At 67.8% G+C, this 22,801-nt stretch carries 21 protein-coding genes; 17 read left to right on the top strand and 4 right to left on the bottom strand.

Going from position 1 to position 22,801, the window contains the following annotated elements; translation table 11 throughout:
• Window positions 1-128: 128 nt before the first annotated feature.
• The 3 genes from acnB to V7Z54_RS00985 are packed head-to-tail and all read right to left on the bottom strand — an operon-like array spanning window position 129 to window position 4,786.
• The gene (gene acnB, locus V7Z54_RS00995) at window positions 129-2,723 is read right to left on the bottom strand and encodes a bifunctional aconitate hydratase 2/2-methylisocitrate dehydratase (RefSeq protein WP_334133675.1); all 2,595 of its coding nucleotides are present in this window, start codon (window positions 2,721-2,723) and stop codon (window positions 129-131) included.
• Between the two features lie 58 nt (window positions 2,724-2,781).
• A complete protein-coding gene (locus V7Z54_RS00990) occupies window positions 2,782-3,786 on the bottom strand; it encodes an HpcH/HpaI aldolase/citrate lyase family protein (RefSeq protein WP_334133674.1) in 1,005 nt (334 codons plus the stop codon).
• 13 nt (window positions 3,787-3,799) lie between these two features.
• Window positions 3,800-4,786 (bottom strand): malate dehydrogenase, encoded by a 987-nt coding sequence (locus V7Z54_RS00985; RefSeq protein WP_334133673.1) that lies wholly within the window; start codon window positions 4,784-4,786, stop codon window positions 3,800-3,802.
• Between the two features lie 104 nt (window positions 4,787-4,890).
• Between V7Z54_RS00985 and V7Z54_RS00980 the strand changes: the two genes are divergently transcribed.
• From V7Z54_RS00980 to leuB, 11 genes are all read left to right on the top strand, one after another.
• The gene (locus V7Z54_RS00980; RefSeq protein ID WP_334133672.1) at window positions 4,891-5,700 is read left to right on the top strand and encodes a GntR family transcriptional regulator; all 810 of its coding nucleotides are present in this window, start codon (window positions 4,891-4,893) and stop codon (window positions 5,698-5,700) included.
• A gap of 152 nt (window positions 5,701-5,852) precedes the next feature.
• Window positions 5,853-6,284, top strand: coding sequence for a succinate dehydrogenase, cytochrome b556 subunit (gene sdhC / locus V7Z54_RS00975; RefSeq protein ID WP_334133671.1), 432 nt, complete (start codon window positions 5,853-5,855; stop codon window positions 6,282-6,284).
• Between the two features lie 23 nt (window positions 6,285-6,307).
• On the top strand, window positions 6,308-6,673 hold the full coding sequence (gene sdhD / locus V7Z54_RS00970; RefSeq protein WP_334133670.1) for a succinate dehydrogenase, hydrophobic membrane anchor protein: 366 nt from the start codon (window positions 6,308-6,310) through the stop codon (window positions 6,671-6,673).
• A 3-nt stretch (window positions 6,674-6,676) separates the two neighbouring features.
• The gene (gene sdhA, locus V7Z54_RS00965; protein ID WP_334133669.1) at window positions 6,677-8,482 is read left to right on the top strand and encodes a succinate dehydrogenase flavoprotein subunit; all 1,806 of its coding nucleotides are present in this window, start codon (window positions 6,677-6,679) and stop codon (window positions 8,480-8,482) included.
• 25 nt (window positions 8,483-8,507) lie between these two features.
• Entirely contained in the window at window positions 8,508-9,209 is a 702-nt protein-coding gene (locus V7Z54_RS00960; protein ID WP_334133667.1) for a succinate dehydrogenase iron-sulfur subunit, read from the top strand.
• A 24-nt stretch (window positions 9,210-9,233) separates the two neighbouring features.
• Entirely contained in the window at window positions 9,234-9,554 is a 321-nt protein-coding gene (locus V7Z54_RS00955; RefSeq protein WP_334133665.1) for a succinate dehydrogenase assembly factor 2, read from the top strand.
• Window positions 9,551-10,861 (top strand): citrate synthase, encoded by a 1,311-nt coding sequence (gene gltA, locus V7Z54_RS00950; RefSeq protein WP_334133663.1) that lies wholly within the window; start codon window positions 9,551-9,553, stop codon window positions 10,859-10,861. The genes V7Z54_RS00955 and gltA overlap by 4 nt, the downstream gene beginning before the upstream one ends.
• A 98-nt stretch (window positions 10,862-10,959) precedes the next feature.
• On the top strand, window positions 10,960-12,381 hold the full coding sequence (gene leuC, locus V7Z54_RS00945; protein ID WP_334133662.1) for a 3-isopropylmalate dehydratase large subunit: 1,422 nt from the start codon (window positions 10,960-10,962) through the stop codon (window positions 12,379-12,381).
• Window positions 12,382-12,415: 34 nt separating this feature from the next.
• Complete coding sequence (locus V7Z54_RS00940) at window positions 12,416-12,544, top strand: entericidin A/B family lipoprotein (RefSeq protein ID WP_334133660.1); 129 nt, start codon at window positions 12,416-12,418, stop codon at window positions 12,542-12,544.
• A gap of 6 nt (window positions 12,545-12,550) precedes the next feature.
• Window positions 12,551-13,201: a 3-isopropylmalate dehydratase small subunit gene (leuD, locus tag V7Z54_RS00935; protein WP_334133658.1), complete on the top strand. Its 651-nt coding sequence runs from the start codon at window positions 12,551-12,553 to the stop codon at window positions 13,199-13,201.
• A gap of 77 nt (window positions 13,202-13,278) precedes the next feature.
• Window positions 13,279-14,364, top strand: a complete 1,086-nt coding sequence (leuB, locus tag V7Z54_RS00930) for a 3-isopropylmalate dehydrogenase (RefSeq protein ID WP_334133657.1) — start codon at window positions 13,279-13,281, stop codon at window positions 14,362-14,364.
• An 85-nt stretch (window positions 14,365-14,449) separates the two neighbouring features.
• Here the strand turns inward: leuB and cutA are convergent, their stop codons facing one another.
• Window positions 14,450-14,800, bottom strand: coding sequence for a divalent-cation tolerance protein CutA (gene cutA, locus V7Z54_RS00925; RefSeq protein WP_334133656.1), 351 nt, complete (start codon window positions 14,798-14,800; stop codon window positions 14,450-14,452).
• A 327-nt stretch (window positions 14,801-15,127) separates the two neighbouring features.
• On the opposite strand from cutA, the gene asd reads away from it, so the two are divergent.
• The 6 genes from asd to trpA all read left to right on the top strand — a co-directional run bounded on the left by asd (window position 15,128) and on the right by trpA (window position 22,677).
• A complete protein-coding gene (gene asd / locus V7Z54_RS00920) occupies window positions 15,128-16,246 on the top strand; it encodes an aspartate-semialdehyde dehydrogenase (RefSeq protein ID WP_334133654.1) in 1,119 nt (372 codons plus the stop codon).
• A gap of 193 nt (window positions 16,247-16,439) precedes the next feature.
• Window positions 16,440-18,977, top strand: coding sequence for a FimV/HubP family polar landmark protein (locus V7Z54_RS00915; RefSeq protein ID WP_334133653.1), 2,538 nt, complete (start codon window positions 16,440-16,442; stop codon window positions 18,975-18,977).
• A 22-nt stretch (window positions 18,978-18,999) separates the two neighbouring features.
• Window positions 19,000-19,788 carry a tRNA pseudouridine(38-40) synthase TruA gene (truA, locus tag V7Z54_RS00910; protein ID WP_334133679.1) on the top strand — a complete coding sequence of 263 codons (789 nt, stop codon included), beginning with the start codon at window positions 19,000-19,002 and terminating at the stop codon, window positions 19,786-19,788.
• A gap of 10 nt (window positions 19,789-19,798) precedes the next feature.
• Window positions 19,799-20,476 (top strand): phosphoribosylanthranilate isomerase, encoded by a 678-nt coding sequence (locus tag V7Z54_RS00905; protein WP_334133652.1) that lies wholly within the window; start codon window positions 19,799-19,801, stop codon window positions 20,474-20,476.
• A gap of 54 nt (window positions 20,477-20,530) precedes the next feature.
• Window positions 20,531-21,835: a tryptophan synthase subunit beta gene (trpB, locus tag V7Z54_RS00900; protein ID WP_334133650.1), complete on the top strand. Its 1,305-nt coding sequence runs from the start codon at window positions 20,531-20,533 to the stop codon at window positions 21,833-21,835.
• Window positions 21,832-22,677, top strand: a complete 846-nt coding sequence (trpA, locus tag V7Z54_RS00895) for a tryptophan synthase subunit alpha (protein ID WP_334133648.1) — start codon at window positions 21,832-21,834, stop codon at window positions 22,675-22,677. Before trpB ends, trpA begins: the two co-directional genes overlap by 4 nt.
• The last annotated feature ends 124 nt before the right edge of the window (window positions 22,678-22,801 follow it).

The following is a 22,801-nucleotide window of genomic DNA, read 5'->3' as shown; positions in this document are numbered from 1 at the left end:
CCCCGCCAAACCCAGAACACCGAACAAACAACCCCGCCTGCGCGTCAGCGCAAGCGGGGCCGTAAGCGGGCGGGCATCGGCCACGCAGCCCGGTCACGCCGGGCGAGCGGTTGGCCGACACCGCGCAGTTACACCGTCACCGTCTTGGCGGTTTGCGCGTATTCCTCGATCTGGTCGAAGTTCATGTAGCGGTAGACCTCGCTGGCCTGCTGGTTGACGATGCCCATTTCGCGGTGGTATTCCTCCACGGTGGGCAGGCGGCCCAGGCGAGCGGCAATCGCCGCCAACTCCGCCGAGGCCAGGAACACATGGGTGTTGCGCCCCAGCCGGTTGGGGAAGTTGCGCGTGCTGGTGGACACCACCGTCGCGCCTTCGCGCACCTGCGCCTGGTTGCCCATGCACAGGCTGCAGCCCGGCATTTCGGTGCGCGCCCCAGCGGTGCCAAAGGTGGCGTAGTAGCCTTCCTTGATCAGTTCGTTTTGGTCCATCTTGGTGGGCGGCGCCACCCACAGCCGCACCGGGATGTCGCGCTGGCCGTGCAGCAGCTTGGCCGCGGCGCGAAAGTGGCCGATGTTGGTCATGCACGAACCGATGAAGGCCTCATCGATCGGGGTGCCCGCCACCGCGGACAGCGGACGGGCGTCGTCCGGGTCATTCGGACAGCACAGGATCGGCTCTTTGATCTCGTTCAGATCGATTTCGATGACGGCGGCGTATTCGGCGTCCGGGTCGGCTTCGAGCAGCTGCGGGTTTTCCAGCCACTTCTCCATCGCCTTGATGCGGCGCGCCAGCGTGCGCGCGTCCTGGTAGCCGTCGGCGATCATGTTCTTCAGCAGCACGATATTGGACTGCAGGTACTCGATGATCGGCTCTTTGTTGAGCTTGATCGTGCAGCCCGCCGCCGAGCGCTCAGCCGACGCGTCGGACAGCTCGAACGCCTGCTCGACCTTGAGGTCGGGCAGACCCTCGATTTCCAGGATACGGCCGGAGAAGATATTTTTCTTGCCCTTTTTCTCCACCGTCAGCAAGCCCTGTTTGATGGCGTAGTAGGGGATGGCGTGCACCAGGTCACGCAGCGTGATACCCGGCTGCATCTGGCCCTTGAAGCGCACCAGCACCGACTCGGGCATGTCCAGCGGCATGACGCCGGTGGCGGCGGCAAACGCCACCAGCCCGGAGCCAGCCGGGAAGCTGATACCGATGGGAAAGCGCGTGTGCGAGTCGCCGCCCGTGCCCACGGTGTCGGGCAGCAGCATGCGGTTGAGCCACGAGTGGATCACGCCGTCGCCTGGGCGCAGGCTGACGCCGCCGCGGCTGCTAATGAAGGTCGGCAGCTCGCGGTGCATCTTGACGTCCACTGGTTTCGGATAGGCCGCAGTGTGGCAGAACGACTGCATCACCAGGTCGGCCGAAAAGCCCAGGCAGGCCAGGTCTTTGAGCTCGTCGCGCGTCATCGGGCCGGTGGTGTCCTGGCTGCCGACGGTGGTTATCTTCGGTTCGCAGTAGGTGCCGGGGCGGATGCCCTTGCCTTCCGGCAGGCCACAGGCGCGGCCCACGATCTTCTGCGCCAGCGTGTAGCCCTTGCCACTGTCCTGCGGCGCCTTGGGCAGACGGAAAACGGTCGATGGCGGCAGGCCTAGGAACTCGCGCGCCTTGCCGGTGAGCCCGCGGCCGATGATCAGGTTGATGCGGCCACCAGCGCGCACCTCATCCAGCAGCACCTCGCTCTTGAGCGCAAAGGTGGCGATGACCTGCCCGTTCTTCTCGATCTTGCCCTCGTAGGGGTAAATGTCGATGACGTCGCCAAATTCGATCTGGCTGACGTCGACTTCGATCGGCAGCGAGCCGGAGTCTTCCTGCGTGTTGAAGAAGATGGGGGCGATCTTGCCGCCCAGCGTCACACCGCCGAAGCGCTTGTTGGGCACGAAGGGGATGTCGTAGCCAGTCCACCAGATGACGCTGTTAGTGGCCGACTTGCGGCTGGAGCCGGTACCCACCACGTCACCGACGTAGGCCACCAGATGCCCTTGTTCTTTGAGCTTTTGCAGCACACTGATCGGGCCGCGCTTGCCGTCTTCGTCGGGCTCGAACGGGGCATCGGGCCGCTTGTTCTTCAGCATCGCCAGCGCGTGCAGCGGAATGTCCGGTCGGCTCCAGGCGTCAGGCGCCGGCGACAGGTCGTCGGTGTTGGTCTCGCCCGGCACCTTGAACGCCGTGACGGTGATTTTCTGCGGCACCTCGGGGCGGGACAAAAACCACTCGGCATCGGCCCAGCTCTGCATCACGGCGCGCGCATGCGCGTTGCCGGCTTGCACCTTCTCGGCCACGTCGTGGAAGGCGTCAAACATCAGCAGGGTTTTCTTCAGTCCCTCGGCGGCGATGGGTGCCACCTCGGCGTCGTCGAGCAGGTCGATCAGCGGCTTGACGTTGTAGCCGCCCACCATCGTGCCCAACAGTTCGGTGGCGCGCGCCTTGCTGATCAGCGGCACGGCGATGTCGCCGTGGGCCACCGCGGCCAGGAACGACGCCTTGACCTTGGCGGCATCGTCCACACCCGGGGGCACGCGGTGGGTCAGTAACTCCAGCAGGAACTGTGGGTCTTCGCCCGCCGGCGGGTTTTTGATCAGCTCGATCAGCTCGGCGGTCTGCTGTGCCGACAGCGGCAGCGGCGGAATGCCCAGCGCGGCGCGCTCGGCGACGTGTTGGCGGTAGGCTTGCAACATGGTAGGGGCTCCTGAAATTCGGAAAGGCACCGTGCGTGCGGTGCGCGTGGGGAGGGGTTCAGACAAACAGGGGTTGCACGGATGCCGGCAGTGGCTGCGCGGTGGCGTGTGCCCGCTCCAGCACTTGCCAGTAATAGCGGTAGGACGCACGGTCGTGCAGCTGGCCGGCGTAAGCAATCGGCGCCCAGTCGGCTGCCAGCGCCCGTTCGATGATGTCGGCGGCGCGCTCGACCTCGGCCGCCTGCGGCGCCATGGCCTGCACGATGGACTCGATCTGGTCGGGGTGGATGCTCCACATCCGCGTATAGCCGAACTCGCGCGCGGCGCGCTGCGCCGCCAGCCGCACCGCGTCGCGGTCGCGGAATTCGGTCACCACGCAGTGCGACGGCACCTTGCCGTGCGCATGCGCGGCGCTGGCGATTTCCAGCTTCGCGCGCCGCACCAGCGGGTGCTCGAACTGACCGTGCAAGGTCATGGCAGAGGCGGGAATCGCCCCGCCGTGGGCGGAGACGAAATCCATCAACCCGAAGCTGAGCGACTGCACCCGCGGGTGGGCGGCGATGTCGAACGCTTGCTGCACCGCGGCGGGGGACTCGATGAGCGCGTGCAGCGGCAATTGCGGCGCGCCTGCTGCGTCCAGCGCGGAGGACGCTCGCTCGACGTCCGCCACCGATTCGACCTTGGGTAGCATGACATGGGTCAGCCGCGCCCCGACGGCCCCGACGATGGTGGCGATGTCCCCCGCAAACGCGGGATGATCGACCGGGTGCACGCGCACCGCCACCCGCGGCGGTACGGTAGCGGACCAGTCCAGCGACTGCACCAACGCCGCCACCAGCGCCGCGTGCTCGGCCTCGCCACCCACCGGGGCGCCGTCTTCGCAGTCCAGCGTAACGTCGAACAGACAGGTCCCGTGGCGCGCCGACCACTCGGCCTGCAGGGCCAGACTTTTGCGCATGCGCGCTTCCACGCCTGCGTAGTGGTCACATGCCGGCAGACCAGCCCAGGCCGCCTGTGCGCCCAACAGAACCGCGCGCGGATGACGGGACACGCCTGCGCTCATCAGGACCGCCGCCTCAGATCAGGTGCGCCACACCCTGGCGCTCTTCTTCCAACTCGGCCAGGGTCTTGTTCAGGCACTGCTGGCTGAACTCGTCGATCGGCAGCCCCTCGACCACGGTGTACTCACCGTTGGCGCAGGTCACCGGGAAGCCGAACATCACGTCCTGCGGAATGCCGTACCAACCCTGCGACGGAATGCCCATGGTCACCCAGCGGCCGTTGGTGCCCAGCGCCCAGTCGCGCATGTGGTCGATGGCCGCGTTGGCAGCCGACGCGGCCGAGGACAGCCCGCGCGCCTCGATGATGGCTGCACCGCGCTTGCCCACCGTGGGCAAGAAGACGTTACGGTTCCAGTCCTCGTCGTTGATCATGGCCTTGACCGACTGGCCGTCGATGGTGGCGAAGCGGTAGTCGGCGTACATGGTGGGCGAGTGATTGCCCCACACGCACAGTTTCTCGATGCTGGATACCGGCTTGCCCGTTTTGGCCGCGATCTGCGACAGCGCGCGGTTGTGGTCCAAGCGCAGCATGGCGGTGAAGTTCTTCGCCGGCAGATCGGGGGCCGACTTCATCGCGATGTAGGCGTTGGTGTTGGCCGGGTTGCCCACCACCAGCACCTTGACGTTGCGGCTGGCTGCCTCGTTGAGCGCTCGCCCCTGAGCAGTGAAGATCTGCGCGTTGGCCGACAGCAGGTCCTTGCGCTCCATGCCCGGACCGCGCGGCCGCGCGCCCACCAGCAGCGCGTAGTCGGTGTCGCGGAATGCGGCCTTCGGGTCGCTGTGCGCCTCCATGCCCGCCAGCAGAGGGAAGGCGCAGTCTTCCAACTCCATCATCACGCCTTTGAGGGCTTTTTGCGCCTTCTCGTCGGGAATCTCCAGCAGTTGCAGGATGACGGGCTGGTCCTTGCCCAGCATTTCGCCCGAGGCGATACGAAACAGCAGGGCATAACCGATCTGGCCAGCGGCACCGGTGACGGCCACGCGGACGGGCTTCTTGTTCATGGATGGACTCCGTGCAGTGGATGGAAAAAACGCCCGCGAGTGTACTGCGGCCAACCGGGGGCGTCAATTTGTCTTATGTCTTATATAAGATATCATTGCGCACCATGAAGCCAGACGACACCCCCGCCACCGTCCGCGCCGCGCCCTCCGCCGCCGGCGGCGAGGGTGCAGCCGCGGCCAGCGCGCCCACGCCGGCGTTTAGCCCGCTGTACCAGCAAATCAAGGCGCTGATCCTGCAAAGCCTGCAGGCTGGCGAGTGGAAGCCGGGCGACCTGATCCCCAGCGAGGTCGAACTGGCGGCGCGTTACCGCGTCAGCCAGGGCACGGTGCGCAAGGCCATCGACGAACTGGCTGCCGATAACCTGCTGGTGCGGCGCCAGGGCAAGGGCACGTTCGTCGCCACCCATGCCGAGCAGCACATCCAGTACCGCTTCCTGCGTCTGCACCCCGACGTCGGCACACTCGACAGTGAAGGGCCGGCTCAGCGCACCATCCTAGGTTGCCGGCGCGTGCGCGCCAGTGCGGAGGTTGCCGCCGCCTTGCGGCTGCGCGCCGGCGAGCCGGTGGTGCAGGTCAGCCGCGTACTGGCGTTTCAGGGCGTGCCCACGATTTTGGAAGACCTGTGGCTGCCCGGACAGGCGTTTCGCGGCTTGACACCCGAGACGCTGTCGGCCCACCCGGGGCCGATGTACGCGCTGTTCGAGACGCAGTTTGGCGTGCGCATGGTGCGCGCCGAAGAGCGCCTGAAGGCGGTGGCCGCCAGCGCGCTGGCGGCCGAACGGCTGCAGGTGCCCCCCGGCACGCCGCTGCTCAGTGTCGAGCGCCTGGCCTACACCTACAACGGCGTGCCGATGGAGCTACGGCGCGGTCTGTACCGCACCGACAGGCACCACTACCGCAACGAACTGAGCTGACACCCGCGACGAAGTCAAAAATGGTGCATTGCAATAGAATGCGACAGCTCAGTGTCAGCCCCATGGCGGACGATAGCCGCCCCGCTCTGGTGCCGCCGTCCCCGAGCCAGGCGGCCACCCACGACGCCTTCTGATCCCCCAGGAGAACCATTATGTCGACCTCGCGTACCGCGCGACCCGAGTTCCGCAACATCAACGCCTTCCGGGACCTCACCACCTACCGGTTGCCCGCGGCCGGTTGGGTGTCCATCCTGCACCGCGCCAGCGGCGGCCTTATGTTTTTGCTGCTGCCGTTCGTGGTGTGGATGATGGATGCCTCGCTGTCGAGCGAGATCTCCTACGGTGCGTTCGTGGCGACCTTCGATGCCGGTGTCGGTTTCGTGCCGGGTTGGTTCCTGAAGCTGGTGGTGCTGGCACTCATTTGGGCTTACCTCCACCACTTCTGCGCCGGTGTGCGTCACCTCATCATGGACGCCACGCACAAGGTGGACAAAGCATTTGGACGCTCCAGCGCCATCGTCACGCTGGTCGTCAGCCTGGGGCTGACGGCCGTGCTGGGTGCCAAGCTGTTTGGCCTGTACTGAAGAATCGGGTGAGGAGTCTATCCATGGCTGTCAACTACGGCTCCAAGCGCGTCGTCACCGGCGCGCACTACGGTCTGCGCGACTGGCTCGTGCAACGCGTCACCGCCGTCCTCATGGCGCTGTTTACCGTCGTTTTGCTGGCGCAGGTGCTACTGACCAGCGGCCCGCTGGGCTACGAGGGCTGGGCGGGCATCTTCGCTGCACCCTGGATGAAGTTTTTGACGTTCGCGGTCGTCGTCGCGCTGACCTGGCACACGTGGGTGGGCGTGCGCGACATCTGGATGGACTACATCAAGCCCGTTGGCCTGCGCCTGGCGCTGCATGTGTTGACCCTCGTCTGGCTGGTCGGTTGCACGGGCTGGGCGTTTCAAGTGCTCTGGAGGCTGTAAGCCATGACTCTGTCGAACCAACTTCCCCGCCGCCGTTTCGATGTCGTCATCGTCGGCGCCGGCGGCTCCGGCATGCGTGCCTCGCTGCAGCTGGCGCGCGCCGGCCTGAACGTGGCCGTGCTGTCCAAGGTCTTCCCCACCCGCTCGCACACGGTGGCCGCCCAGGGCGGCATCGGCGCGGCGCTGGGCAATATGTCCGAGGACAACTGGCACTACCACTTCTACGACACGGTCAAGGGCTCCGACTGGCTGGGCGACCAGGACGCCATCGAGTTCATGTGCCGCGAAGCGCCGAAGGTGGTCTACGAGCTGGAGCACATGGGCATGCCGTTCGACCGCAACCCGGATGGCACCATCTATCAGCGTCCGTTCGGCGGCCACACCGCCAACTACGGCGAAAAGCCCGTGCAACGGGCCTGCGCCGCCGCCGACCGTACCGGCCATGCGATGCTGCACACGCTGTACCAGCAAAACGTTGCCGCCCGAACTACCTTCTTCGTCGAGTGGATGGCGCTGGACCTGATCCGTGACGCCGACGGCGACGTGGTGGGAGTGACGGCGCTGGAGATGGAGACCGGCGACATCTACATTCTGCAAGCCAAGGCCACGCTGCTGGCCACCGGCGGCGCCGGGCGCATCTACGCCGCCAGCACCAACGCCTTCATCAACACCGGCGACGGCCTCGGCATGGCCGCCCGCGCCGGCATCCCGCTGCAGGACATGGAGTTCTGGCAGTTCCACCCGACCGGTGTGGCCGGCGCTGGCGTGCTGCTGACCGAAGGCTGCCGCGGCGAAGGCGCCATCCTGCTCAACAGCAATGGCGAGCGCTTCATGGAGCGCTACGCGCCGACGTTGAAGGATCTGGCGCCGCGCGACTTCGTCAGCCGCTGCATGGATCAGGAAATCAAGGAAGGGCGCGGTTGCGGCCCCAACAAGGACTACATCCTGCTCAAACTCGACCATCTGGGACCGGAGACCATCCACAAGCGGCTGCCCTCGGTGTACGAAATTGGCATCAACTTTGCCAACGTTGACATCACCAAGGAACCGATCCCGGTGGTGCCCACCATTCACTACCAGATGGGGGGCATCCCCACCAACATCAACGGACAGGTGGTGGTGCCCGACGGCCACGGCGGCCAAAAGGTGGTCAACGGGCTATATGCGGTGGGGGAATGCTCGTGCGTGTCGGTGCACGGCGCCAACCGCCTGGGCACCAACTCGCTGCTGGACCTGCTGGTGTTCGGTCGCGCCGCCGGCAACCACATCGTCGCCCACCTGGACCGCGGACGCGAGCACAAGCCACTGCCGCGCGACGCGGCCGACCACACGCTGGAGCGCCTCAGCCGCCTGGAGGCGCGCACCAGTGGCGAGTACGCGCAGGCGGTGGCCAACGATATCCGCACCACCATGCAGCAGCACGCCGGCGTCTTCCGCACCCAGGCCAGCATGGACGAGGGGGTGCGCAAGATCGCCGCAATTCGTGAACGGGTCGGCGCCATCGTGCTGAAGGACAAATCCAAGGTGTTCAACACCGCCCGCATCGAAGCGCTGGAGGTGGAAAACCTGATCGAGGTCGCCCAAGCCACGATGACGTCGGCGGCGGCGCGCAAGGAGTGCCGCGGCGCCCACACCGTCAAGGACTACGAGCGCCCGGCCGACGACCCCGAATGCCCGCTGGGCCGCAACGACAGGGAGTGGATGAAGCACACCCTGTGGTTCAGCGACGGCAACCGGCTCGAATACAAGCCGGTCAACCTCAAGCCGCTGACGGTGGAGTCGATTCCGCCCAAGGTTCGCACGTTCTGACGTCCCCCTGCCGGAGGTTTCCGCCATGGCCAAACGCACCTTCAAGATCTACCGCTACGACCCCGACAAGGACGCCAAGCCCTACATGCAGACGCTGGAGGTGGAGCTGACCACCGAGCGCATGCTGCTCGATGCTCTCATCAAGCTCAAGGAGCTCGATCCGACGCTGAGCTTTCGCCGCTCGTGCCGCGAAGGCGTGTGCGGCTCCGACGCGATGAACATCAACGGCAAGAACGGGCTGGCGTGCCTGACCAACCTGCGCACGCTGCCCGACACCATCGTGCTCAAGCCGCTGCCGGGGCTGCCAGTGATCCGCGACCTGATCGTGGACATGACGCTGTTCTTCAAGCAGTACCACTCGATCAAGCCCTACCTGATCAACGACACGCCGCCCCCCGAAAAAGAGCGCCTGCAGTCACCCGAGGAGCGCGAGGAGCTCAACGGCCTGTACGAGTGCATCCTGTGCGCGAGCTGCAGCACCTCGTGCCCGAGCTTCTGGTGGAACCCGGACAAGTTCGTCGGCCCGGCCGGCCTGCTGCAGGCCTACCGCTTCATCGCCGACAGCCGCGACCAGGCCACCAGCGAGCGGCTGGACAACCTGGAGGACCCGTACCGGCTGTTCCGCTGCCACACCATCATGAACTGCGTCGACGTCTGCCCCAAGAGCCTCAATCCGACCAAGGCGATCGGCAAGATCAAGGAATTGATGGTGCGCCGCGCGGTCTGAGCCGCGCATCGTGCCCCGGCGACTATGGATGATGCGCAGCCCCTGGACGAACGCGAGCGCGAGCGCCTGCGCTGGCGCTGCCGCCGCGGGCTGCTCGAGAACGACCTGTTCATCGAGCGCTTCTTCGCACGCCACGGCGCGGCACTGACCCAGCGGCAGGCGCGCGGCCTGCAGGCGCTGATGGACCTCAGCGACAACGACCTGCTGGATTTGCTGCTGCGTCGCCGTGAACCGAACGGCACGCTGGCCACGCCCGAGGTGCTCGACGTGCTGGCGCTGCTGCGCACCCCCGTGCCTTCCGCCCCCTCTTCGTCCCCCACCGCCACGAAACAGGAATCCCCATGAAACTGCAAGAACACAAAGCTACGCTGTCGTTCTCCAATGGCGCGCCCAGCGTCGAGCTGCCGATCTACTCGGGCACCGTAGGCCCGGACGTGATCGACATCCGCAAGCTGTACGCGCAAACCGGCATGTTCACCTACGACCCGGGGTTTCTGTCCACGGCGTCGTGTCAATCCTCCATCACCTACATCGACGGCGACAAGGGCGAGTTGCTGTACCGCGGCTACCCGATCGAGCAGCTGGCCACCCAATGCGACTACCTGGAAACCTGCTACCTGCTGTTGTACGGGGAGCTGCCCAACGCCGCGCAGAAGGTCGACTTCACCCGCCGCGTCACGCTGCACACGATGGTGCACGAGCAGATGCAGTTCTTCCTGCGCGGCTTCCGGCGCGACGCGCACCCGATGGCGGTGCTGACCGGCCTGGTGGGCGCGATGTCGGCCTTCTACCACGACAGCACCGACATCAACAACCCGCAACACCGCGAGATTGCAGCGATCCGCCTGATCGCGAAGATGCCGACCCTGGTGGCGATGGCCTACAAGTACGGCATCGGCCAGCCCTACATTTACCCGCGCAACGATCTGAGCTACGCCGGTAACTTCCTGCGCATGATGTTTGCCACGCCGTGTGAGGAGTACCAGGTCAACCCGGTGCTGGAGCGCGCGATGGACCGCATCTTCACGCTGCATGCCGACCACGAGCAAAACGCCTCCACCTCGACGGTGCGGCTGTGCGGCAGCTCCGGCACCAACCCGTTTGCCGCCATTGCCGCTGGCGTCGCGTGCCTGTGGGGCCCGGCGCACGGCGGCGCCAACGAGGCGTGCCTGAATATGCTGGAAGACATCCAGGCCATGGGGGGTGTCGCCAAGATCGGTGAGTTCATCGCCAAGGTCAAGGACAAGTCCTCTGGGGTGCGGCTGATGGGCTTTGGCCACCGCGTCTACAAGAACTACGACCCGCGCGCCAAGCTGATGCAGGAAACCTGCAACGAGGTGCTGGGCGAGCTGGGTCTGGAAAACGATCCGCTGTTCGCGCTGGCCAAGAAGTTGGAGCAGATCGCGCTGGAAGACGACTATTTCGTGCAGCGCAAGCTCTACCCGAACGTGGACTTCTACTCCGGCATCGTGCAGCGCGCCATCGGCATCCCGGTAAGCCTGTTCACCGGCATCTTCGCGCTGGCCCGCACCGTGGGCTGGATCGCCCAGCTCAACGAAATGCTGGCCGACCCCGAGTACAAAATCGGCCGCCCGCGCCAGCTCTACACCGGCGCCGCGCGGCGCGACGTGCTGCCAATCGAGCAGCGCTGACGCCCGCGCGAGCGGGCGCCGCCGGCGGCGGGGCGATGGCAGCGCCGTGCCGCCGGGCGGCCTACAATGCCATCATCGCCAACGCTTCGCCTCGATCCATGGGTCGCACGCTCTACGACAAAATCTGGGACGAACATGTCGTCCACACGGAGGAGGATGGCACCACCATCCTCTACATCGACCGCCACCTGGTGCACGAGGTGACCAGCCCTCAGGCTTTCGAGGGGCTGCGCGTGGCAGGCCGCCGTCCGTGGCGGGTGTCGTCGATCGTGGCCACCGCCGACCACAACACCCCCACCACCGGCTGGGAGCACGGCTACGACGGCATTGCCGACCCCATCAGCCGTGAGCAGATCATCACGCTGGACGCCAATATCCGTGAGTATGGTGCTGCCGCGTACTTTCCGTTTTTGAGCAAGCGGCAGGGCATCGTACACGTGATCGGCCCGGAAAACGGCGCTACCCTGCCCGGCATGACCATCGTCTGCGGCGACAGCCACACCAGCACGCATGGGGCGTTTGGCGCGCTGGCGCACGGCATCGGCACCAGCGAGGTCGAGCATGTGCTGGCCACGCAGACGCTGCTGGCGCGCAAGGCGAAGAACATGTTGATCCGGGTCGAGGGTCAGCTGCCGCGTGGCTGCACCGCCAAGGATATCGTGCTGGCGATCATCGGCCGCATCGGCACCGCCGGCGGCACCGGGTATACCATTGAATTCGCCGGCAGCGCCATCCGTGCCCTGTCGATGGAAGGCCGCATGACGGTGTGCAACATGGCCATCGAGGCCGGCGCCCGCGCCGGGCTGGTGGCGGTGGACGACACCACGCTGGAGTACCTGCGCGGCCGTCCGATGGCACCCAGCGGGGCCGAATGGGATCAGGCAGTGGCCTACTGGCGCACACTGCATTCCGACCCCGACGCGCACTGGGACGCGGTGGTGGAGATCGACGCCCGCCAGATCGAGCCGCAGGTCACCTGGGGCACCTCGCCTGAGATGGTGGTGCCGGTGACGGCGCGCGTGCCCGATCCCGAACGCGAACGCGACCCGGTCAAGCGCAACGCCATGGAGCGTGCGCTGCAGTACATGGCCCTGCAGCCGGGCAAGCCCGTCACCGACATCGCCATCGACAAGGTGTTCATCGGCTCGTGCACCAACAGCCGCATCGAAGACCTGCGCGAAGCGGCCGCCGTGGTGCGCAAACTCGGGCAGAAAGTGGCGCGTAACGTCAAACTGGCCATGGTGGTGCCCGGCTCGGGGTTGGTCAAGGAGCAGGCCGAACGCGAGGGCCTGCACGAAATCTTTCGCGCGGCGGGTTTTGAGTGGCGCGAGCCCGGCTGCTCGATGTGCCTGGCCATGAACGCCGACCGGCTGGAGCCGGGTGAGCGTTGCGCCTCGACCAGCAACCGCAACTTCGAGGGTCGCCAGGGCGCGGGCGGGCGCACGCATCTGGTCAGCCCGGCCATGGCCGCCGCCGCCGCCATCCACGGGCATTTCGTCGATGTGCGGGCCTATGCCTGAAGGCCTGCAGGCTTTTTCCACGGAGGTCAAGACCATGATCCGTCTGTTGAGCGCGTGCCTGCTGGGGCTTAGCGTCGCGCTGGCGGGCTGCAACACCGTCGCCGGTCTGGGCAAGGACATCCAGAAGGGCGGCCAGGTTCTGCAGGATGCCGCCAAGAAGTAAATCGCCATGCAGCCGTTTATCATCCACACGGGGATCGTCGCCCCGATCGACCGCGAAAACGTCGACACCGACGCCATCATCCCGAAGCAGTTCCTGAAGTCGATTCGCAAAACGGGCTTTGGGCCGCACCTGTTCGACGAATGGCGCTATCTGGATCCGGGCTGGCCGGGGAAAGACCCCGCCACCCGGCAGCCCAACCCCGACTTCGTACTCAACCAGCCACGCTACCAGGGGGCCAGCATCCTGCTGGCGCGCAAGAATTTCGGCTGCGGCTCCAGCCGCGAGCATGCGCCCTGGGCCATCGAGCAATACGGCTTTCGGGCACTGATCGCCCCAAGCTTTGCGGACATCTTTTTCAACAACTGCTTCAAGAACGGCCTGTTGCCGATCGTGCTGCCCGAGTCCACCGTGGACCGGCTGTTTCACGAGGTGCAGGCCTTCCCCGGCTACGAGCTGACCATCGACCTGCAGCGGCAGGTGATCATCGAGCCGCAGGGTGCGGAGATCCCGTTCGCGGTCGACGCCTTTCGCCGCTACTGCCTGCTCAACGGGCTCGACGACATCGGCCTGACGCTGCGCCACGCCGACAAGATTCGGGCCTTCGAAGCCGAGCGGCTGGCACGCTACCCCTGGCTGGCGCGCACCTTTGCGGGCTGACCACAGTGGCGCTCGCGCCGGGTGTGCGTCGGCGCCGCCTGTCCCTCCCACCCAGCAACCCTTCGCTTTGCTGCCCCATGAAAATCGCCATCCTGCCCGGTGACGGCATCGGTCCAGAAATCATCGCCGAAGCCGTCAAGGTTCTCAACGCGCTTGAGCTGCCGCTGGAGATGGCCACCGCGCCCGTTGGTGGCGCCGCCTACGCCGCCAGCGGCCACCCGCTGCCCGAGTCCACCCTGGCACTGGCGCGGGAGGCCGACGCCGTGCTGTTCGGCGCCGTGGGCGATTGGCGCTACGACCAGCTGCCGCGCCACCTGCGTCCCGAGCAGGCGATCCTGGGACTGCGTCAGGCGCTGGGGCTGTTCGCCAACCTGCGCCCGGCCATCTGCCACGCGCCGCTGACGCACGCCTCCAGCCTCAAGCCGGAACTGGTCGAAGGACTCGACATCCTGATCGTGCGCGAGCTCACCGGCGATATCTACTTCGGCCAGCCGCGCGGTCGCCGCACTGCCCCCGATGGCGCCTTTGCAGGTGCCGACGAAGGGTTTGACACCATGCGCTACAGCCGCCCCGAGATCGAGCGCATCGCGCGCGTGGCGTTCGAGGCGGCGCGTCAGCGCCACGGCGGGCGCGGCGGCAAGGTCACCAGCGTCGACAAGGCCAACGTGCTCGAAACCTCCCAGCTGTGGCGCGAGGTCGTCACCGAGGTGCAGCGCGACTACCCCGACGTGACGCTGGAGCACCTGTATGTGGACAACGCGGCCATGCAGCTGGTCAAGGCACCTAAGCAGTTCGACGTCATCGTCACCGGCAACCTGTTTGGCGACATCCTCTCCGACGAAGCGGCGATGCTGACGGGCTCTATCGGCATGCTGCCTTCGGCCAGCCTGAACGCGCGCGGCCAGGGGCTGTATGAACCCAGCCATGGCAGCGCCCCCGACATCGCCGGCCAGGGTATCGCCAACCCGCTGGCCACCATCCTGTCAGCGGCAATGATGCTGCGCTACTCGCTGCAACGGCCGGACGCCGCGACACGGATCGAGGACGCCGTGCGCCACGTGCTGGCCGAGGGCCTGCGCACGCCGGATATCCTCAGCGACGGCACGCGCCGCGTTGGCACCGCCGAAATGGGCGACGCGGTGGTGCGTGCGCTGCGACGCTAAGCGCCAGCACGGCCAACCTCGCGCGGCGCCGCCAAGCATCGGTCGTGCGGCCGTGCGGCACCCTCGACAGGCCAGCCGGTCGGTTTCAGGCCCTCACCGCCGTCCGTACCCAGCGCGCGTAGTCGGCACTGGCCTGCGCGGGCAGAATCACGATCTGCGGCAGCGTGTACGGGTGCAGGGCACGCAGGGCTGCGATGGCCGCCGACTGCCGCTCAACCGTGGTCTTGAGCCACAGACGGCATTCGGGCTCGCGCTGCAGCGCGTCCTCCCAGACGTACACACTCTCGATGGCGTCGATCTGCGCACACGCCACCAGGCGCTGTTGCACCAGCGCGCACGCCAGCGTCTGGGCCTGCTGACGGTCGGATACCGTGGTCAGCAGTACCACGATCCCGGCGGGGGACTGATCGGCAACGGTGGGCGGTTCGGTTTCCATGGGTGGGATCGGGCAAAGACTGCGCGACGGCGCGCGGAACACGCCGCTCGACATGCCCTGCTGGCGCGACGTGGCCCGGCGCGACGTCAGCTTCGTCTCAGGTCACTGGACTACAATGGTAGCTGACATGTTTGCTGCCCGCCTGTTTTCCCCTGCCTGCGTCGCCGCTGCGGTGTCGGCGCCGGGAGCGGCGTGGGCAACCACCCAAACCACGACCCCCATTACGGACTGAACACCGTCGGGTTCGTCGTGCGCCCTCTCCGGCCAGACGAGCCGGACAGCAGAAGGTTTTCCACCACTACCACCTCCTCTGAAAGGGCACACGCCATGAGCACTGTTGGCAATCGGGTTGGCCTCATCGGCTGGCGCGGCATGGTCGGGTCGGTTCTGATGGACCGTATGGTCGCCGAAGGCGACTTCGACCTGATCGAACCGGTTTTCTTCTCCACCTCCAACGCCGGCGGTCCCGCGCCTGCGCAAGCCAAGGCACACCGCACGCTGCACGATGCCCACGACATCGCCGCTCTGGCCCAGTGTGACATCCTCATCACCTGCCAGGGGGGCGACTACACCAAGGCCGTGTTTCCGAAGTTGCGCGCGGCGGGCTGGCAGGGCCACTGGATCGACGCCGCCAGCGCCCTGCGCATGGAGTCGGACGCGGTCATCATCCTCGACCCGGTCAACGAGCACGTCATCCGCCGCGCGCTGACCGCCGGGGGTAGAAACTGGATCGGCGGCAACTGCACCAACTCCATCCTGCTGATGGGGCTGGGTGGGCTGTTCCGCGAAAACCTGGTCGAGTGGGTCAGCTCCATGACCTACCAGGCCGCCAGCGGTGCCGGCGCCAACAACATGCGCGAGCTCCTCCAGGGCATGGGCGTCATCCATGCCGCGGTGGCCGATGAACTGGCCAATCCGGCCTGCGCCATTTTGGAGATCGATCGCAAGGTGGCACAGGCCATTCGCCAGGACGTGCCAACCGAATTTTTCGGCGCACCGCTGGCCGGTAGCCTGATCCCATGGATCGACGTGCAGCTGCCCAATGGCCAATCGAAAGAGGAATGGAAGGGTCAAGCCGAGGTCAACAAGATCCTGGGCACCGCGCAACCGATCCCGGTCGATGGTCTGTGCGTGCGCATCGGCGCCATGCGCTGCCACAGCCTGGCGCTCACCCTCAAGCTCAAGCGCGACCTACCGCTGGAGGAGATCGAGGCCATCATCCGCAGCGGCAACCCGTGGGTGAAGTGGGTACCCAACGAGCGGGCCGTCACCGTCAAGGAACTCACCCCGGCTGCCATCACCGGCACGCTGCAGGTGGGCGTGGGGCGGGTGCGCAAGCTCAACATGGGACCGGAATATGTCTCGGCCTTTGTGATCGGCGACCAGCTGCTGTGGGGCGCGGCCGAGCCGCTGCGCCGCATGCTGCGCATCCTGCTCGGCGCCTGAGACGGTATAGTCTGCCCGCGGGCAGTGACCTGTCCCGGAATCGACCACGTTGCTTGGTCACAACGCCAGCATCGTACGGTCGGTGCTGCCGACCCTGCCCGTACCGCGCGTGCCGTCTGTCGGCTTGTCGCCACCCCACTTTGGTGCTAAGGTGGCACAGAGCCGTATTCCGATCTGATTCCGAGGGAACTCTGTGCCGAAAAGCCGTCGCCCCGAACCGGTGTCGTCGCCCCTGTGCCCCGCCGCCGCACCTGCGGCACCGCCTTTCGTGCCCCTACGCTGGCAACGTATCGCGGCGGCAGCGGTGCTTGCCTCGGGCCTGTTGGGCAGTCAGGCCTGGGCGCTGGCCCTCGGGCGGGTGTCGGTACAGTCGCAGCTGGGTGAGCCGCTGCGGGCCGAAATCGATGTGCCCGCCATCACCGAGGCCGAAGCAGCCACGCTACAGGTTCGCATCGCCGCGCCCGAGCGCTTTTCTGCCGCCAATCTCGAGTTCAACCCGCTGCTGCAGGACGTCATGCTGGAGCTGCAGCGTCGCGCAGACGGTCGCACCGTCATCGTGCTGCGCAGCCAGCGCTCGGTGAGCGAACCGTTTCTCGATCTGGTGGTGCAGGCACGCTGGGCGGGCGGCGAGCTGCTGCGCGGCTACACGCTGCTGTTCGACCCCCCCAACCTGTCGGTTCCCAATCCGGTGGCTCCGGCCCTCAGCGTCCCAGTCGAGCCACCGCGGGTAACCGATGTTCGTCCCCCGCAACCGGTCGTCGCGCCGGCCCCGCGGCAGGCCGCCACTGCCCCCGCGGCGGCACAGCGGACCCAGCGCGTGACGGTGCAGCCCGGCGACACCGCGGGCCGCATCGCCGCCGTACACCGGCCCGCCGATGTGACGCTGGAACAGATGTTGGTGGCGCTGTTGCGGACCAATCCCCAGGCGTTCATCCGCGGCAACGTCAACCTGGTGCGGGCCGGCGCCGTCATCGACCTGCCGGATGCCGCCCAGGCCGCAGCCGTTGACGCGCAGGAGGCGCGCCGTATCGTGGCGGCGCAGACGCGCGACTTCAACGACTACCGGCGTCGTCTGGCCACCGCGGCTCCCACCCAGGAAACGCCGACAGCGTCACGCTCCGCCACCGGCACGGTACAAGCTGCAGTGGTCGAAGACAAGCCGCAGGCCGCCGCCACCGACCGACTGACGCTGTCCAAGTCCGGCACTTCGGCCGACGCCGAGGCCCGACTGGCCGAGCAACGCCAGCGCAGCGAAACCGAACAGCGAGTGGCCGAGCTCAACCGCAATCTGCAGGAGCTCGAGCAGCTGCGCCAGAGTGCCAATGCCGCGGCCGGCCCCTCCAGCCCGGCACCGGCGGCGGCTGCCACGCCTGCGCCCACCGACGCGACAGCGGGTGTGCCCGCAGCGGCACCTGCTGAGCCTGTCGCGCCGCCTGCGCCCCCGCCGACCGCGCCACCGCCAGCCCCCACCGTCACCACACCGCTGCCCCCCGCCACTCCCCCGGCGCCCGCGGCCCCGGCGCCGACTGAACCCATGGGGGCTCTGCTCGCCAGCCCTGCCGCCGTTCCGGCGGCGGCCGGAGCCGCCGCCCTGATGCTGGCTTTCGCGTGGTGGCGGCTGCGCCGTCGGCGTGCCCAGGAGCAGGCACGGGCCGAACCCGTGTTGCAGGAACAGGCCGCGGCCGAGGCAGCGCCCGAGTCGTCGATGATGTACTCGCCCAGCCAGCTCGACGCAGGCGGCGACGTCGATCCGGTGGCCGAGGCCGAGATCTACCTGGCGTATGGGCGCGAGCAGCAGGCCGAGGAAATACTGCTGGAAGCGCTGCGGCTGCATCCGGAGCGGTTGCCGGTGCGGATGAAGCTGCTCGAAATCTATGCCCAGCGGCCCGATCCCGCGCGCTTCGAAACGGCGGCGCGCGAGTTGCAGGCGCTCACCGGTGGTCACGGCGCCGAATGGAATCAGGCCTGCGAGTGGGGACGTCGCATCGACCCCGACAACCTCCTGTACCGGCCGACCCCGGCCACGTCGGCCGCGGCTGCCACGGCAGCGGCCGCCGCCACGGCACTGGGCACCGCGCCGCCAGAGTCTGCGCCCGTAGACGGCTCAACCGGCACCGCGCCTGACGCCGCGATAGCGGCCGAAGCGGATCTGGACTTCGATCTCGACCTAGCGCTCGACAGCCCGAATTCAACATCCAGCGACGCGGCGGTACCGTCGGCGGCGGACGGCAGCGGCAGCGGCTCGGACGAAACTGCCGAGCGACTGAGCGAACCGCCCGAGGTGGCCTCTACCGGGCTGGACTTTGAGCTCGATCTGCCGCAGGGGGATGCACCTGCCGCTGCCGCGGCGCAGGCCGAGGCGCCCGCCGGGCTCGATTTCGATCTCGAGCTCGAATCGCCCGCCCCGCCGCCCGCGGGCGCGGCGACAGGCCCCAGCACGGCGCCCGGGCTCCCCCCTGAACTGGCCGACCTGTCGCTCGACCTGCCCACCGACCTGCCTCAGACCCCAAGCCCCGCCCCTGCCGCGACAGCGGCGGACGATCTGTCCAACCTCCAAATCAGCGAGGGCAGCAACGAAGCCGACCCGCTGGAGACCAAGCTGTCACTGGCCCGCGAGTTCGAGGCCATCGGCGACATCGACGGGGCGCGCACGTTGGCCGAGGAAGTGGTGGCCGAAGCCAGCGGCGAGCTGCAGGAGCGCGCGCGCGCCTTCCTGGCGCAGCTGGCCTGAACGGGCCGGGGCTGCGGTGGTGATGCGCATTGCGCTGGGCGTCAGCTACCTGGGCGCGGCCTACACCGGCTGGCAGAGCCAGCCACACGGCCAGACGGTGCAAGACCAGCTGGAGCACGCCCTGGCCCGCTTTGCCGACGTGCCCGCCATCACCACCCTGTGCGCCGGCCGCACCGACGCTGGGGTGCACGGGTTGAACCAGGTGGTGCACTTCGAGACGCCCGTACAGCGGCCGCTGCAGTCCTGGGTGCGTGGTGTCAACCGCTATCTGCCGCCCGACATCGCCGTGCAATGGGCGCGCGTGGTGCCCGCCGACTTTCACGCCCGCAACAGCGCGCGCGCGCGGCGCTACGCCTACGTGCTGCTGGAGTCGCCGGTGCGGCCCAGCGTCGAGGCCGGACGGGTCGGCTGGGTATTTCGACCTCTGCATGAGGCACCCATGCAGGAGGCGGCCCGACACCTCATCGGCACGCACGACTTCAGCGCCTTCCGCGCCGCCCAGTGCCAGGCCCGCTCGCCGGTGAAGACGCTGCGCCGCCTCGACATCCGCCGTCGCGGCGCTTACTGGCGTTTCGACTTCGAGGCCGACGCGTTCCTGCACCACATGATCCGCAACCTGATGGGCTGTCTGATCGCCGTCGGCCAGGGACTGCGACCGCCCGACTGGGTGGCCGAGGTGCGCGACAGCCGCTCGCGCGAACGCGCCGCGCCCACTTTCGCACCGGACGGCCTCTATTTTCTGGGGCCGCTGTACGATGCCGCGCTCGGTCTGCCCGAGCGCTCCCCGGCCTTCGACTGGCTGCCCCTGTGACGAGGCTCCCATGCACCGCACCCGCATCAAGATCTGCGGCCTGACGCGCGAGGTGGACGTGCGCGCCGCGGCCGCGCTGGACATCGACGCTGTCGGCTTCGTGCTGTACCCGCACAGCCCGCGGGCCGTGACCGCGCAGCGCGCGGCGGCCCTGGCCGCGTTGCTGCCGCCATTCATCACGCCCGTGCTGCTGTTCGTCAACGCCGATGCCGATGCGGTAGCCGCAGCGGTGGCCGTGGTGCCGCATGCGGTGCTGCAGTTCCATGGCGACGAGACGCCGACGCAGTGCGCCGCGCTGGCCGGAGCACGGCCCTGGCTGCGCGCCGCGCGCGTACCGGTGGACGCTGGCGCGACCGGCTTCGATCTCCTAGAATACGCGCAGCGGTTTGCCGCCGCGCGCGCCATCGTGGTCGATGCCCACGTGGCGGGCTACGGGGGCGGCGGCCAGCCTTTCGATTGGACAGCGATTCCGTGGTCACACCCTCGACTTCGCGCCGCCGATCGGGTCGTTTTATCTGGTGGACTCACACCCGAAAATGTGACCGATGGCGTGCGTTTGGTGCGGCCCTGGGCGGTTGACGTCTCCTCCGGCGTCGAATCGGCCAAGGGCATCAAGGATGCGCAGCGCATGGCCGCCTTCGTCGCCGCCGTGCGGCGCGCCGATGCCACCCTCCCCTGCCGCGCTTGACCGCGCCGCTGCGGCGGCTTGCGCAGCGCGCCCGTCCTTCGATCGGTTCGGCCCATGATCCGCTACGACTATCCCGACGCCCGCGGCCACTTCGGCCCCTATGGCGGCAGCTTCGTCAGCGAAACGCTCACGCACGCCATCGCCGAGCTGCGCGCCGCCTACGAACGCTACCGCGACGACCCCGACTTTCAGCGCGAGTTCCGCCAGGAACTGGCGCAGTTCGTCGGGCGTCCTTCCCCTATCTATCACGCCGCGCGCCTCAGCCGCGAGCTCGGCGGCGCGCAGATCCTGCTCAAGCGCGAAGACCTCAATCACACTGGCGCGCACAAGATCAACAACGTCATTGGGCAGGCGATGCTGGCGCGGCGCATGGGCAAACCGCGCGTCATCGCCGAAACCGGTGCCGGTCAGCACGGCGTGGCCACCGCCACCATCTGCGCCCGCTACGGGCTGGAATGTGTCGTCTACATGGGTGCCGAGGACGTCAAGCGCCAAAGCCCCAACGTCTATCGAATGAAGCTGCTGGGTGCCACCGTGGTGCCCGTGGAGTCAGGCAGCCGCACGCTGAAGGACGCGCTCAACGAGGCCCTGCGCGACTGGGTAACCCACGTCGAAAACACCTTCTACATCATCGGCACCGTGGCCGGCCCGCACCCTTACCCGATGATGGTGCGCGACTTCCAAAGCGTCATCGGTCAGGAGTGCCTGCAACAGGTGCCCGCGCTGCTGGCTGAGCTGGGTTTGCCGGGACTGCATGGGGCCGGGCTGCCGGACGCCGTGATTGCGTGCGTAGGCGGCGGCAGCAACGCCATGGGCATCTTCTACCCCTACATCCCGTACGAGGGTGTGCGGCTGATCGGCGTCGAAGCCGCTGGCGGCGGTCTGGACAGCGGCCACCACGCGGCGTCGCTGCAACGCGGTGTGCCCGGCGTACTGCACGGCAACCGCACTTACGTGCTGCAAAACGCCGACGGCCAGATTGCAGAGACGCACAGCATCAGCGCCGGACTGGACTACCCGGGCGTCGGCCCCGAGCACGCCTGGCTCAAGGACAGTGGGCGCGCCGAATACGTGGGCATCACCGACGATGAGGCGCTGGCCGCCTTTCACCGCCTCTGCCGCACCGAGGGCATCATCCCGGCGCTCGAATCCAGCCATGCGCTGGCCTACGCGATAAAACTGGCGCCGACGCTGCGGCCTGAGCAGACGCTGCTGGTCAATCTATCAGGCCGTGGCGACAAGGATATCGGCACCGTGGCCGACCTCAGCGGCGCCGACTTCTACTGCCGCCCCAGTTGCCGTGGCGAGGTGGTCAAGACCGCGAACCCTGTCGCCGTCACTGCGGAGGCCCTCCGATGAGCGCGACGCGTCTGGCCACCACCTTCGAGCGACTGGGCACCCAGGGACGGCGCGCGCTCATCCCCTTTGTCACCGCCGGGTTTCCGCAACCCGACCTCACCCCGTCGCTGATGCACGCCATGGTCGATGCCGGCGCCGACATCATCGAGCTGGGCGTGCCGTTTTCCGATCCGATGGCCGACGGCCCGGTGATCCAGCGCGCCAGCGAGCGGGCGCTGGCCGCGGGCGTGGGCTTGGCGCAGGTGCTGCAGATGGTGCGGGACTTCCGTACCCGTGACCGCACCACGCCAGTGGTGCTGATGGGCTACGCCAACCCGATCGAAGCGTGGGAGCTGCGCCATGGCGCGGGCCGGTTCGCACGCGACGCCGCGGCAGCCGGCGTGGACGGCGTGCTGGTGGTGGACTACCCGCCGGAAGAAAGCGAGGCGTTCGCCGCCGCGCTGCGCGCGCACGGTCTGGACCTGATCTTCCTGCTGGCACCCACCAGCACCGAGGCGCGCATGGCGCTGGTGGGACAGCTGGCCAGCGGCTACGTGTACTACGTGTCGCTGACTGGCGTCACCGGAGCGGCCCACCTGGACGCGACGGCGGTACAAGCGATGCTGCCGCACATTCGCCGCCACGTGCGGGTGCCGGTCGGTGTGGGCTTTGGCATTCGGGATGCGGCCAGTGCACAGGCCGTGGGGCGCGCGGCCGATGCGGTGGTCATCGGCACCCGCATCATTGAGCTGCTGGAGCAGGCGCCGGCGGGCCAAGAGGCGGCGGTGCTGGGCGCTTTTGTGCGCGACATCCGGGCCGCGCTGGACGCCCTGCCTCCCCGCGGCGACGCGCCCGCCCCCTGAGACTGGCAGCCTGCCCCTGGCGGTGCCCCGCGGGGCCGGTATCCCGTATCTGCCCCAGGTCCCCAGGCCGGGACGCGGCGCGCGGGCGTCGGCCTGCCAGCGCCTGGGGCAGCACCGCCCGCGG

The sequence above is a fragment of the Tepidimonas sp. genome (assembly GCF_036824975.1).
GTDB lineage: Bacteria > Pseudomonadota > Gammaproteobacteria > Burkholderiales > Burkholderiaceae_C > Tepidimonas.
This window is presented reverse-complemented; position numbering and strand designations above follow the sequence as displayed.